Raw genomic sequence first — 13163 nt, 5'->3', positions numbered from 1 at the left:
CATGATCGGCCCCATCAGCGGCCACCTGGCCCGTGCCATGCTCAGCGCCACTTCGTGCTAATGCGTCGGCACCGACATGATCAGCACCATCAGACGCAGTAGCGGTAGATTTGGCTTGGTTATCAATAACCGATACAGAACTTGCGGTAGGCAGTTCTTGCGCCTCTGTACGTAACGACGTTTGAGGCACAGCTATGTATATTCCAATTGCTGATAAAAAAAGACCTGAAGCAATTTTACGGTTCATGACTACTCTCCCTGATACCTTTTCAATTAATTTTTTAAGCCCGGTAAAGATTTAGAGGATAATAGCCTCTTTGGTTTAAGCCATCCTACTCGTAGGCGTTTTGCCGTCTGTCCGTTCGGATAGACGGTGCTTAGCTTTGGGCTATGTTTACCGGGCTTGTGAGTAGATTACTCCTTGCTGGCTTTCGCGCATCAAGCAATTTCAAAAAATTTTATTGCATCCCTCCCTACCAGTTGGTAGAGTTCTTCCGTCGAACATCAACCCCCGCGCAAAAATGCGTTGCACAGAGGACTTACCAAATGACAAATAACCTGAACGGTATTGACGTAGCCGCCCTGCAGCAGTTTGCCCAAGGTGTTGCTGAGGATGCGGGCAAGCGCCACGCCAGCTTTAACGTTAAGACTCAGTGGAAAGGCCAGACGCGCTCTGTGGCGAAAGTCAGTCGCTACAGCCTCGCCGGTGAGACCTATTCGCGTGATTTCGAAATCGTCGCCGATGAGCCAAATGAGTTGCTGGGCCAGAACAGTGCGCCTAACCCTCAAGAGCTGCTAATGGCCGCTCTCAACGCTTGCATGTCGGTCGGCTATGCAGCCAACGCCGCCATGATGGGTATCAAGATCCACAGTCTGGAAATTGAGACGGACGGTACCCTCGACCTGCGTGGTTTCTTGGGCCTCGACGAGAGCGTCAACCCAGGCTACGACGAAGTGAGCTTCGTCGTTCGTCTGCACACCGATGCGCCGCGTGAACGCGTGGAAGAGTTGCACAAGAATGTACTCAAGACGTCGGTCAACTACGCCAACTTCTCGAAAGCCATCCGTATGGTGCCGACCCTCGAGGTTCGTGAGGACTGATTTTCATCGGGTTTGACTCTCTGAACCCTAAGAGCGCCAGCAGACGAATGATCTCTGGCGCTGCAATTTTCGGAAATTTAGTTAACTGGAGTATGAAATGAACGATTTTTTCAAAGGTAAGAAACTGCTTGTGGTAGGCGGTACCAGTGGCATGGGTCTGGAAACTGCTCGCATGGTGCTGAAAGCCGGTGGCAGCGTGGTGTTGACAGGCAGCAAGCAAGACAAGGCAGACGCCGTCCGTAACGAGTTGAGCGCGTTTGGCCCGGTTTCTGTGATAGTCGCAAACCTCATGACTGAAGAAGGCATGAATTTCGTTCGCAATGAAATCAACGCCAACCACAGCGATATCAGCCTGATGGTGAATTCCGCTGGCATTTTCATTCCCAAAGCCTTCACCGAACACGACGAAGCTGAGTACGACATGTACCTGTCTCTCAATCGTGCAACGTTCTTTATCACCCAAACAGTGGTCAAGAACATGCTCGCCGCCAAGCGCGAAGGATCAATCGTCAACGTCGGCTCCATCGGTGCTCAGGCTGCATTGGCAGGTTCGCCGGCCTCTGCCTACTCCATGGCGAAGGCAGGTCTGCACGCCCTGACCCGTAACCTGGCAATTGAATTGGCTCACTCGGGTATCCGCGTCAACGCAGTCTCGCCAGGGATCGTTCACACCTCGATTTATGAAGGTTTCATGGACAAAGAGGCGATCCCAGAAGCGATGAAGTCGCTGAACGATTTCCACCCACTGGGTCGAGTTGGTGTTCCTGAGGATGTGGCCAACACCATCGTGTTCCTGCTGTCGGACAAGACATCCTGGGTGACCGGTGCTATCTGGGACGTGGATGCGGGAATCATGGCCGTTCGTGCCTGATTTCAGCTAACGCTGTCTGATGGAAGTCGCCTAAGTCGACTTCCATTCCATCACCAAGAGTGCTGGGAGGTGCAATGGCTCGAACGTTCATCCAAGGCCATTTGACTGGCCCAGCTGGCAGCAGCCTGCCAGCTTTTGGTGTAGGGCGGCTGAAGGCTAGCCGCAGGAGTTTTCAATGTCAGTTTCGACAAGAGCAGCGCTGTTAAAAGTCGCGGAAACCCAGATGAGGTCTAAGGGCTACTCAGCGTTTAGTTATGCTGATCTAGCCGCGACGATTGGCATTAGAAAAGCCAGCATTCATCATCACTTCCCGACCAAAGAGTGTCTCGGTCAAGAGTTGATCAAGGACTCTTTCAATCGCTTCGATGCGACCATTCGGTCAATCGAAGACGCCGATGAAGATCCCTTGTTGCGGCTTCGAGCGTTTTCCCGTCTTTTCGTCGTCAGTGCGAATGAAGGGCTTCTACCTTTGTGTGGCGCACTGGCGGCAGAAATGGCAGCACTGCCTTTATCGCTTCAAGTGCTTACTCGAGTTTTTTTCGAGACACAACTTGACTGGCTACAGAGAACCATCAGTGAGGCAGCAATTCAGAAAGGATGGTTACTGGCCAAGCCCGCTCAATCCTATGCATTTATGCTGTTGAGTGCATTAGAGGGGGCGAGTCTTATTGATTGGACATTAGGCCGATCGGCAGATCCCTTGGCTGGGTTCGACTGCTTACTCGAATCGCTGGAGCGATCAGCCGCGATGTCTGCTCGTGAGATCAAACATACCAGTGGCCATCAAACGAATTGTTAACAGTCGCTTTAAGTCTTTCCTCAATAGCGACGGCCTCTTTATTCCCTTCAATACAGAGTGATTTATGAGCAGTGATTCGAAGAAATTCGTAATAGATATTTGGTCTGATTACGTCTGTCCTTGGTGCTGGGTCGCTAAGCGTCGTTTTGAAAAAGCGCTTGAAAACTTTCCTCACAAGGACAGCGTTCAAGTCAACGTTAGAGCTTACCGTCTTGCCCCGAACCATGTTGCTGAGCCTATGGTAGGAGCCCTCAAACGTAAATTGGGTAGTCCAACCGCTGCTGTAACCATGATGAGTACGGTTAAGCAATATGGCCAATCTTCGGGGCTTGATTACCGTTTCGAAACCATGCTGTTTGGTGACACCGCAGACGCGCACATATTAGTCAAAGCAGTCGAAGATGAAACAGTGAAGAAAAACCTGGTGGAAGCGCTCTATGAGCAAAGTACCACCCAGGGTAAATCGCTCTTTGACAGAAAAAGTTTAGAGGCGATAGCAAAGTCTGTAGGGGTATCTGATGAGTCGATTCGACTCGCGTGGTCATCCCCGGATCTGCGCCTTCAGATGCAGGAAGACGAGCGCGCGGCGGCCCAATTCGGCTCAGGCGTTCCGTTTTTTGTGTTCAATAATGCATTTTCCATGGCGGGTGCTCAGCTTCCAGAAGACTTTCTCCAAGCATTGAATCAAATGTATTTGGAAGCAAAGGGCGAGGAGGAGTCGTTCAGCGGTCAAGTCTGCGGTATTGATGGATGTAATTGATGCTAGAGACTTTGCGGCACCTGTTGGTGCTGCAATCTCTAGATTTGAAGTGGCGTTGTGGGTGAGGTGCAAATGAACCGTATCGTAGACTTGAAAGCCGAACAGTTCGCCAGATTCGTTGCAAAAGGCAGCAGCGTCGTGCTGTTTTCGGCGTCTTGGTGCAAGCCATGCCAGGAAATGAAGCCGGTCTTTCACGACCTGGCAGACAAGCTGCATTCTCGCGCCGCATTCGGAAGAATTGATGTGGCCGTTTCGCCGACGATTTCCCAGATGTACGGCATTCGCTCAGTGCCATCCTTGGCGGTTTTTCACGAAGGGCGGTTACGTTTGGTTCTGGCCGGCTCTCGATCGGTTGCCGCGTTGAAGAAAGCAATCTTGGCTGACTTAAAGGACGTCTTTTAGACTGACCTCAGAATGGCTTTAAATTTTTCGACGTTCGTTTAGCTATCTTTCTCTTCCGCCTTGGCTCGACTTTGATCCGGCCAGTTATTGATCGGATGAGCTCTATCTTCGTTGAAAATTTCCGTCAGAAGGGCGTTGGCCCGCTTGTATGCGTCGTACTTGAACTCAGTGTCGTCCTCGGGCTGCGCGGCCATTTCTTCAAGCATTTCCTGGTTCAGGCGGCGGAATCGATCCGCGCGTTCACGGGCCTCGTAGCGCCCGACGCCCAGTTGTTCCAGCGCTCTGCGTCCAAGGGACAAAGCGCTTTCAAAAGTCTCCCGCTCAACTGCCTCTATGCCCATCTGGCGTAGGGTAATGATGTGCCCCATATCGCGAGCGCGCACCACCAGCTTCAGGGAGGGAAAATGCTCTTGGGCCAGCCGGGTCAGTGCCAGGTTATCGTCCTGATTGTCGATGGCGTTGATCAGCACCACTGCTTGTGCAGCACCGGCGGCATGCAGCAAATCAAGGCGGGTCGCGTCGCCGTAGAACACCTTGACCCCGAACTTGCGCAACGTCTCGATATGATCTGGATCGTGATCCAGCACCACTACTTCAAAGCCACAGGACATTAATAGACGGCCCGCGATTTGGCCGAATCGACCAAAGCCGGCGATGACTATCCGAGGATTGCGCTGGTCTATGGTGTCAGCTTCTTGGTTGTCCTGTTTACTTGCGGACTCCAGGCGATTGAGCACAAGGATCAGCAGAGGTGTGACGCACATGGACAGTGCTACCGCCAAGGTCAGGCTTTTACCCCAAGGGTCGACCAGGATGCCGGCAACCGTTGCTGCGCCAAACACGACGAAGGCGAACTCACTGCCCTGACCGAGAAACACCGCCTGCCAGGAGCGCTGTTCAGTAGGGACACTCAGGAAGCGGCCAAGGAGTTTGATCACCAGCAGCTTGATCAGGATAAAGCCCAAGGTCAGCGTAAAGACTTTCAGTGGCGCATCGATCAGCGTACCGAAGTCGATCGACATGCCGACGCCGATAAAGAACAAACCGAGCAGCAGCCCCTTGAATGGCTCGATGTCACTTTCCAGCGCGTGCCGGTATTCCGAGCTGGCTAACAGAACGCCGGCGAGAAATGCTCCCATCGCCATCGACAATCCTGCCTCTTCCAGCAACAACCCGAATCCAAACACCAGAAACAGCGCGACGGCGCTGAAGATTTCGCGCAAACCCGAGCGCGCGACAAAGCGCAGAACGGGCCGGGAAACGTACTGGCCTAAGAGAACCACCGCGACGATCGCGCCGACGATTTTTGCGATGGACAGCGCGAGTTCGGCGCCGGAGGGCGTACCACCATGTGCTGCTAACAATGGAATCATTGCGACCAACGGAATCGCCGCGATGTCCTGGAATAACAGCACGGCAAAGCTGCTGCGACCCACGGCAGTTGGGGTCATGTTTCGCTCGTTCATGGCCTGCATGGCGATGGCGGTCGACGACAGACTCAGCGTCAATCCCACCAACAGTGCTGCTGTCCAGTTCAAGCCAAGTGCGGCGCAAAACACGGCAATTGCAACACCGCAGGCCAGCATCTGCAATGCGCCGCCACCGAAAACCATTCGGCGCATGGCCCAAAGACGTTTGGGATCAAGTTCGAGACCAATGATAAACAACATCAAAACTACGCCGATTTCAGCAAAGTGCAGGATGGACTCCACATCCGTTACCAGCTTCAGGCCCCACGGGCCGATCAGGCAGCCGGCCAACAGATAGCCCAAAACCGGGCCAAGTCCTAATCGAACGGCGATTGGGACTATCAAGGCAGCTGAGCCCAAGTAAATGAGCATTTCAATCAGACTGTGAGTCTCCATATCAATCTTCCTTCCAGGAGGCCAAGCGCGCGTAATAGTGCTCGATTTGTGAGTGTAGGGAGTCGGGTGCAGCTGCATACGCGCCGTGCACCACGACAGGGTTCAGCCAGCGCATGTTGCAATAGATTGCCGTTGCGTGGAGGGGTTGAGCCAACACCGAGAAACCTGGGTGGTCGCCTATTTGGAAATGATCGTGCTCACCACCCGTCGTGACGGCCCACAGCAGACTCTTATCTTTGAGGGCGACAGAGCCTTTGCCGTATGCCCAACCGTGAGTGAATACTTTATCGATCCATAATTTCAAAAGGGGCGGGGAGCTGTACCAATACATCGGATGTTGCAATACGAGCAGCTGTGCTTGATCGACCGCTCTCTGTTCAGCCTCAACGTCAATATTGAAGTCCGGATAAAGGTCGTACAGGGAGCGTATGACTATGTCCGGATTGCCGGATACGCGTTCGAGCATTGCTTGATTAACAAGTGATTTTTCGGGGTAGGGATGAGCGTAAATGATAAGAATCAAGATGACCTCCAGGATGTCCGTTAGGTCGATGAGCGATAGAACCCACCCCATGTAAAGGATGGTTTTCGTTCAAGCACTTTGAGGCCAATTAATGTCCTTTTGAATGAAAAAGCCCTCCCTGGAGAAGATGCCAAGTCCCAAGGAACGAGATGCAGCAAATCCAGAGAAGGCTTGATTATCAGGGCAGCAATTTATTTGCCAGCTTGTAGCTTAAGCACCTTCTCTGCGGTGATTGGCTCTCCTGCAATGCCCCAGCTGCCGCTTTTGACTTCCTCGAAAAGAACCCAAGTGAGAGCGCGCATGTTTTCACCCTCGACTGAGACCATGGCCTCGGTAACTTTATGAATCGCCTCGGCTTTTTGTTCTTCCGTGAAGACGCCTTCGATACCTTTAATAATGACTAACGGCATAGTGTGCTCCATTTCAATAAGGGCTATAGGTCAGTACCGAAGACGCCCATATCTTCGTGACTTTGGGGCGCGGGTTCTATCCGGTCTTTACAGCAGACATGACTGGTAGGCTCCGCATTACGACAGGCCTGCCCAAGCAGAACTCAACGTAGGCTGTGCCTTCAAGCAATTACGCTTCAGCCGGAACCCGCTGAGCAGCGTTAGCGTAAGTCGGATAGTCGGTGTAACCCTTGTCAATCGAATCGCTGACGCCGTAGTAGGTTGCGCGATCGCCTTCCGCCAATGGCCAGCCGTTCTGCATACGCTCTACCAGATCAGGGTTGGCAATGTAGGCGGTGCCGAAAGCAATCAGGTCGAGTTCACCTTTGGCCAGTTCAGACTCTGCGATCTCTTTGGTGAAGCCGCCAGCTGCCATCAAGGTGCCTTTGTAGGCTTCGCGGAAAGCGGCGCCGAAACCCGCAGGTGTTTGCGCGGCGAGAATGGTTGGTTGGTAGTTCAGGTGAACGAACGCTAGTTCCCGTTCATTGAGGGCTGCCGCCATGCTCATCCAGGTTTCTTCTTCACCGTCATACACGCCGAAGTCATACAGGCGACCAAACGGCGAGAAACGTACACCAATCTTGGAACCGCCGATTTCAGCAGCAATTGCGTCAATGGTCTCCAGCAGGAAGCGCTGACGGTTGGCAATGGAGCCACCGTACTGGTCGGTTCGAGTGTTCAGGGCGCTGCTCAGGAACTGATCGAACAGAAAGCCGTTCGCCGCCATGATTTCGATACCATCAAAACCTGCGTCCATTGCCATCCGCGCAGATTTCACAAAGTCTGCGATGACGCGTTTTACTTCCTCAGTTTCCAGAGCACGTGGTGCGCTGGGTTGAACCGGGCCTGATTTGCCAGGCTCGATCCACGCATACACCGTGGTATCAACCGCAGGCACCGTACCCGAGGAGACCGGCACCATGCCATGCACCGAGACATGAGACATACGGCCAACGTGCCAGAGCTGCGCAAAAATCTTTCCACCCTTGGCATGCACGGCTTCAGTGACTTTGCGCCAGCCTGGCAAGTGCTCATCTTCGTAAATGCCAGGGGTATACAGATAGCCGCGAGCCTCGTCGGAGATAGGCAGGCCTTCGGTGATCAGCAAACCGGCAGAAGCACGTTGCGCGTAATACAGTGCGTTGGATTCATTTGGAATGTTGTTCAGGGTACGGGTGCGGGTCATCGGCGCCATGACAACACGGTTTTTCAGCGCAATGCCTGACAAATCGTAAGGGGTGAACAGCTTATTCATGATTAATCTCGACGTCGTTAAAGAGTTGAAGGGCGAAGAAAGATTTATGACTTGTCGAAGGCGTCGAGCACGTGAGTGCTGTAGACCAGCGCAGCCCCTGCGTTCATGTTGATCGCTACGCCCAAAGCTTCTGCCACCTCTTCAGTAGTTACGCCGAGCTTTTTGGCCTCTGCAGCGTGAAACGCGATGCAGCCATCACAGCGGGTGGTCACCGCTACGGCTAACGAAATCAGTTCGCGTGTTTTGGCGTCCAGCTGGTTTGTTTTCGCGCCAGCACCTCCTAGCGAAGCCATGCCTTTCAAGGTCTCAGGGGACAGGCTATTCAGCTGTACCAGGCGCGCATTGATGTCTTGACGAGTTTGCTTCCAATCTTGCATAGGATTCTCACGTGGGCGTTAACGCCCTGCAGGTTCACGGGGATAATTTTGAATCTGAATATACGCTACCATCTAGTTGGTAGGCGTGCAACGAGAAAAACGACAATCGGCGTCATCATGTCATTTTGAAGGTGGCTGCGGGCGACACGTAGCTGCACAGCTAGGATGGCTGGTCGGCCTTAAATCTGCTATTGATGACCTACCTAGTGAATGGTAGCGTTTATGTAGAGGGCCAATCTCGGACGGGCGGAGCCCAGCGCTATCAACCCACCCCAAAGCCCTATAGTTAGTAGGAGTCGCTGATGAATTACCTTGCACATCTCCATTTAGGAGGTCAGGAGCCACAGCAGCTGCTGGGGAGTCTTTATGGGGATTTTGTAAAGGGAACGTTTTTAGGAAATTTCTCTACGCAGACTGCAGAGGCAATCAGACTGCATCGTCGAATTGATGCTTTTACGGATTCCCATCCGCTGGTTAGAAGGGCGCTGGAGCGATTTCCTGTTACAAGACGTCGCTACGCGGGTATCGCTCTCGACATGTTTTTTGATCATTGCTTGGCGCGGGATTGGGAGCGATACGCCGATCAGCCCCTGGACGTTTTCTCTCAAAAAATCTACCGACTTTTAGAGGATGAGCCCGCGTTGCCGGTGCGCTTGGCCCAGATCGCGCCATTGATTATTTCGGAAGATTGGCTTGGCGCGTATAGGGATTTTTCGATGATCGGACATGGGCTGGAAGTCATTTCCCTGCGCCTATCCCAACCAGAAGGCTTGCATGGGGCATACGAAGAGCTGACAGCGCTGTATGAGCCGCTAAGTGCGGATTTCCTAGAGTTCTATCCATTGCTGTGGCAGTACGCCCAACCCGGTTCGGAATTAGGAAGAATATTGCCAATTTCGATGGTTAGCGTTTAGACCAGGCAGCTCGTCTGGATACCGCGAGCTGCCTCAGAATCTGAATTAGTCTGGAATAAAATCAAGCGGTACTTCGCTTGTTGATTTTATTTCTTCCATTGCAAACATGGACGTGATGTTCGCTACGGGTAACTGACCGATGATTTTTTTATAAAGCACGTCATAGGCTTGAATATCCGGCAAGAAAGCGCGGATCAAATAATCAACCTCGCCGCTCATCCGGTAGATATCAACAATTTCTGTCATATCGCGAGTCGCTTGATAGAAACGATCTATCCATTCGATGGAGTGCTCTCTAGTTTTTATCATGATGAACACTGTCACTTTTGCATTCAGCGTCGTTCTATCGAGGATGGCGACACGTTTCTTTATGAAACCTTGCTGTTCCAGGCGCTGAATTCTGCGCCAGCAGGGCGTCATAGAGAGCCCGACCTGCTCTGCGAGCTCGGTTACGGGCTGAGTAGCGTCGCGCTGAAGGCCCGCCAGTATTCGACGATCGATACGGTCTAGACGGGAGGAACGATCCGGCAGCTTTGAAGAACTGGTCATTTACACAGCCTCGAAAAAATATTGCAGAGATAGAGAAAACATTGGAAGTGGCTTCCAAGTCAAGAGGTTCAGGTGTGGAAATTTTGCAATAGTTTACCTATTGTCAAATGGTAGTCTTTTTTCAACAGCGAGACGGATCGAGCGGAGTGCTTCATCAGGGAGAAAAAAAGAGGTGCGTCTCAGTCCCAAAACGGGCGCGCTGAAAATAACAAGAGGCTCAGAGGGCCATCCCCTCGAATCTGCGCTTGGCCGGCGCATCACTGGGAGATACCGATATGATTTTCAAACGTATGGGCATGCGTCTGTTACCGGCATTGGTTCTAGTAGGAGTGGTTTCCGGATCGTCAGGCGTTTACGCCGAGGGTGAGGGGGATGGCATATGGGCCGCAGCCCAAAAATCTGGATCTATTCGATGTGGCACGGCGGAGGCTCCGCCCTACATCATGAAAGACCCTGCCACCGGGGAGTATTCAGGTTTCTTTGTCGACGCATGCAGAGAGTTCGCTGAAATACTGAAGGTCAAGCCGGTCTTTGTGGACACCAGTTGGGACAACATGATCGCTGGCTTGCAATCCAGAAAATGGGATTTGGCACCGGCACTTACGGCTACCCCGCAACGTGCGCTCTCTATCGTGTTCTCTAAAAATCTTTCAGCTACCGAATCGACCTTTATTTACAACCAGAAAAATCCCAAGACGAATCAGCCTAAAGGAGTTGCTGATATCGACCTACCGGGAATCACCATCGCGGTGTCATCTGGCACGGCTCAGGATAAGTCTTTAACGGCCATCATCAAAAACGCATCGATCATGCGGCTGCCTGGCCCCGACGAAATCCGTTTGGCTGTTATGTCCAAACGAGCTGATGTGATTTTCGATACATCGGCAGCTAATGACCTTTTCGCCGCTTCTCACCCCGACTGGGCGGTAGTTCTTAGACCTGTACCAGCGATCGATAAAAAAGGTGTTTCGTTCGGCCTACGGCGTGATACCTCATACGCTGATCTTCAAGTATTAGACCTTTATATCAATGATGCCGTCGTGACCGGTCATATGGATGAGCTAATCAAAAAAGCTATCGCGCACGAGACTAAGTAATTTCCTAGTGAGTGGTAGTGGCTGTCTGAATTTGGAGTAGAAGCTAATGGCAAATGCAAACTATCTCGTAGAAATGAAGGGGCTGCACAAGAGCTACGCAGGCGGCGTAAAACCTGTGCTGCAAGGTTTGGACATTAGCATGTGCCCTGGTGACCGTGTCGTCGTGATTGGGCCGAGTGGTGGCGGAAAAAGTACGTTGCTACGGGTGTTGATGGGGCTAGAAGATATTGATAAGGGTCAATTACTGTTTCAAGGTAAAAACTATATTACGACTGATAAGTTCGGAAGAACCGTAATTGATAAGGATATTCGCCGTAATATCGGTATGGTTTTTCAGCATTACACTTTGTTCCCGCACCTGAATATTTTACAAAATCTGACACTTGCGCCGATCAAGGCTCGGGGGGAGTCAAGGCAATCGGCAGAACAGCGAGCACGTGGTTTGTTGATCAGATTTGGATTGGAAGGAAAGGAAAAAGCCTATCCAGCCCACCTGTCTGGCGGACAAAAGCAGCGAGTGGCCATCGCCAGGGCTTTAATGCTCGACCCAAAATTGATGCTGTTCGACGAAGTTACGTCGGCTCTTGATCCTGAGCTTGTCGCTGAAGTCGAGCAAGTCATTATGCATTTGGCTGAACAGTCCATGCCGATGGTGATAGTGACTCACGATATGCACTTTGCCAAAAACATCGCCTCCCGGGTGATCTTCTGCGCTGGCGGCGTAGTGGTCGAAGATGGCCCCCCTGAACAGGTACTGGGTAGGCCCAAGGAAGCTCGAACAAGAGAGTTCATACAGAGAGTCTTTCATATTGGCGAGACTGTAGGAGTCGGACGTGAACTATCAATTTGATTTGTTCTTTATCGCGAACGGTCTCTGGCCGCTGCTGAAGGGGTTAGTCGTAACCCTTCAACTCACCGTGGCGGCGAACATCATAGGGTTGACTCTGGGTTTCGTTATTGCGCTCTTGGTTATGAGCTCGAATCCGATACTCCGTTGGCCTTTCACTCTGTTCATCGAGTTTTTCCGCTGTACTCCTGCGCTTGTCCAGATCGTGTGGTTTTTCTACTGCATACCAATCATCTTCGATGTTTACATAGACGCACTGACGATGGGGATCTTGGCGATTGGCCTTAATCTCGCAGCGTTCAACGCAGAAGCGTACAGGGCTGCCATCCAGGGAGTCCAAAGTAATCAGTACGACGCGACTATTGCGTTGGGTCTCTCTCCGTTTCAACGAACTGTCTATGTAGTGCTACCTCAAGCATTTCGCTCGGCTCTACCTGTGTTAGTTGCAAACGGTATTGGCGCCTTTCAGCAAACCGCACTCGTTGCGATCGTCGCATTGCAAGATCTAATGTACATGGGGAAAATTTTGGCCACCGATACCTATCGTCCTATCGAAGTGTTCACGGTTATTGCACTCATATACTTTGCGATATCGTTCCCTATATCTCAGCTCGTAGAATACATAGAGCGCCGCCGTAAAGCGGAAAACTCATGAGGACGCGGCCATGGAATTAGATTTTTCAGTAATCTTCGATTACAAGGCTGCGTTGCTTTTTGGCCTTTTATTAACTCTGAAGCTTACAGCAATCTGTGTGATTTTGGGTTGCGCTTTAGGCTTTATCGTGGCCATAGCTCGCAGCTCAAAAAACAAAATTATATATGGGGTTAGTACCGTATATGTGGCGCTGTTTCGCGGCACTCCAGTACTCATTCAGTTGTTTTGGATGTTTTTCTGCTTGCCTCTGGTATTGGGTGTTGAACTCTCGAACCTCACTTGTGGAGTCATCGCGCTTACGTTGTATATGGCGGCGATAACTAGTGAGACGTTCCGTGCATCGTTCAGCTTTGTTAGCAAAGAACAACATGATGCGGGGGTTGCTCTCGGACTGACTTACCGTGTCCATACATTGTACGTTCTTCTTCCGCAGGCGCTCCTCAGAGCGGCTCCCACGCTTTTATCGAATTGCACTAGCTTGTTTAAGGAGAGTGCACTCGTCTCCGCCGTGGGTATGGCCGACTTGATGTTCGTTAGTCAAAACATATCTAACCGAACGGGGCATCCGGTGGAGCTGTTGACCGCTGCTGCAGTAATTTATTTTGTAATTGCGTTTCCTATTACTCGCGCTGTAACGGCGCTGGAGCGGAAGATCTTGCATACCATGGCTATTTAGTTAAGCAAAAAGCCAACTCTTTG

Annotated in this window: 17 protein-coding genes; 10 read left to right on the top strand and 7 right to left on the bottom strand. The window is 51.7% G+C overall.

Annotated features, from left to right (window positions below; all coding sequences use genetic code 11):
* The coding region (locus PMI31_RS30635; protein ID WP_157213252.1) for a hypothetical protein at positions 1 to 247 on the bottom strand (247 nt) is incomplete at its 3' end.
* Between the two features lie 299 nt (positions 248 to 546).
* Between PMI31_RS30635 and PMI31_RS01415 the strand changes: the two genes are divergently transcribed.
* From PMI31_RS01415 to PMI31_RS01395, 5 genes are all read left to right on the top strand, one after another.
* The gene (locus PMI31_RS01415) at positions 547 to 1101 is read left to right on the top strand and encodes an OsmC family protein (protein ID WP_008015738.1); all 555 of its coding nucleotides are present in this window, start codon (positions 547 to 549) and stop codon (positions 1099 to 1101) included.
* A gap of 97 nt (positions 1102 to 1198) precedes the next feature.
* Positions 1199 to 1972 carry an SDR family NAD(P)-dependent oxidoreductase gene (locus tag PMI31_RS01410; protein ID WP_008015737.1) on the top strand — a complete coding sequence of 258 codons (774 nt, stop codon included), beginning with the start codon at positions 1199 to 1201 and terminating at the stop codon, positions 1970 to 1972.
* 175 nt (positions 1973 to 2147) lie between these two features.
* On the top strand, positions 2148 to 2771 hold the full coding sequence (locus PMI31_RS01405) for a TetR/AcrR family transcriptional regulator (RefSeq protein ID WP_008015736.1): 624 nt from the start codon (positions 2148 to 2150) through the stop codon (positions 2769 to 2771).
* 64 nt (positions 2772 to 2835) lie between these two features.
* Complete coding sequence (locus PMI31_RS01400; RefSeq protein WP_008015735.1) at positions 2836 to 3531, top strand: DsbA family oxidoreductase; 696 nt, start codon at positions 2836 to 2838, stop codon at positions 3529 to 3531.
* Positions 3532 to 3603: 72 nt separating this feature from the next.
* Positions 3604 to 3933: a thioredoxin family protein gene (locus PMI31_RS01395; protein ID WP_008015734.1), complete on the top strand. Its 330-nt coding sequence runs from the start codon at positions 3604 to 3606 to the stop codon at positions 3931 to 3933.
* Between the two features lie 38 nt (positions 3934 to 3971).
* Here PMI31_RS01395 and kefC read toward each other — a convergent pair whose 3' ends face one another.
* The 5 genes from kefC to PMI31_RS01370 form a co-directional block, all read right to left on the bottom strand.
* Complete coding sequence (kefC, locus tag PMI31_RS01390) at positions 3972 to 5798, bottom strand: glutathione-regulated potassium-efflux system protein KefC (RefSeq protein WP_008015733.1); 1827 nt, start codon at positions 5796 to 5798, stop codon at positions 3972 to 3974.
* Between the two features lies 1 nt (position 5799).
* Positions 5800 to 6321, bottom strand: coding sequence for a glutathione-regulated potassium-efflux system oxidoreductase KefF (gene kefF, locus PMI31_RS01385; RefSeq protein ID WP_043302110.1), 522 nt, complete (start codon positions 6319 to 6321; stop codon positions 5800 to 5802).
* A gap of 191 nt (positions 6322 to 6512) precedes the next feature.
* Entirely contained in the window at positions 6513 to 6731 is a 219-nt protein-coding gene (locus tag PMI31_RS01380) for a tautomerase family protein (protein ID WP_008015731.1), read from the bottom strand.
* Positions 6732 to 6900: 169 nt separating this feature from the next.
* A complete protein-coding gene (locus tag PMI31_RS01375; RefSeq protein ID WP_008015730.1) occupies positions 6901 to 8025 on the bottom strand; it encodes an alkene reductase in 1125 nt (374 codons plus the stop codon).
* A 44-nt stretch (positions 8026 to 8069) separates the two neighbouring features.
* Positions 8070 to 8402: a carboxymuconolactone decarboxylase family protein gene (locus tag PMI31_RS01370; protein WP_008015729.1), complete on the bottom strand. Its 333-nt coding sequence runs from the start codon at positions 8400 to 8402 to the stop codon at positions 8070 to 8072.
* A 302-nt stretch (positions 8403 to 8704) separates the two neighbouring features.
* On the opposite strand from PMI31_RS01370, the gene PMI31_RS01365 reads away from it, so the two are divergent.
* A complete protein-coding gene (locus tag PMI31_RS01365) occupies positions 8705 to 9316 on the top strand; it encodes an acyl carrier protein phosphodiesterase (RefSeq protein ID WP_008015728.1) in 612 nt (203 codons plus the stop codon).
* A gap of 45 nt (positions 9317 to 9361) precedes the next feature.
* Here the strand turns inward: PMI31_RS01365 and PMI31_RS01360 are convergent, their stop codons facing one another.
* Positions 9362 to 9865 (bottom strand): Lrp/AsnC family transcriptional regulator, encoded by a 504-nt coding sequence (locus PMI31_RS01360; RefSeq protein WP_008015727.1) that lies wholly within the window; start codon positions 9863 to 9865, stop codon positions 9362 to 9364.
* Between the two features lie 275 nt (positions 9866 to 10140).
* On the opposite strand from PMI31_RS01360, the gene PMI31_RS01355 reads away from it, so the two are divergent.
* From PMI31_RS01355 to PMI31_RS01340, 4 genes are read left to right on the top strand one after another with little or no spacing between them, the layout of a single operon-like run.
* Positions 10141 to 10962, top strand: a complete 822-nt coding sequence (locus PMI31_RS01355) for a substrate-binding periplasmic protein (RefSeq protein ID WP_008015726.1) — start codon at positions 10141 to 10143, stop codon at positions 10960 to 10962.
* Between the two features lie 46 nt (positions 10963 to 11008).
* A complete protein-coding gene (locus PMI31_RS01350) occupies positions 11009 to 11812 on the top strand; it encodes an amino acid ABC transporter ATP-binding protein (RefSeq protein ID WP_008015725.1) in 804 nt (267 codons plus the stop codon).
* Entirely contained in the window at positions 11796 to 12464 is a 669-nt protein-coding gene (locus PMI31_RS01345; RefSeq protein ID WP_008015724.1) for an amino acid ABC transporter permease, read from the top strand. Before PMI31_RS01350 ends, PMI31_RS01345 begins: the two co-directional genes overlap by 17 nt.
* 10 nt (positions 12465 to 12474) lie before the next feature.
* Entirely contained in the window at positions 12475 to 13140 is a 666-nt protein-coding gene (locus PMI31_RS01340) for an amino acid ABC transporter permease (protein ID WP_008015723.1), read from the top strand.
* Positions 13141 to 13163: the final 23 nt, after the last annotated feature.

The organism is Pseudomonas sp. GM55 (assembly GCF_000282395.1).
GTDB lineage: Bacteria > Pseudomonadota > Gammaproteobacteria > Pseudomonadales > Pseudomonadaceae > Aquipseudomonas > Aquipseudomonas fluorescens_CC.
This window is presented reverse-complemented; position numbering and strand designations above follow the sequence as displayed.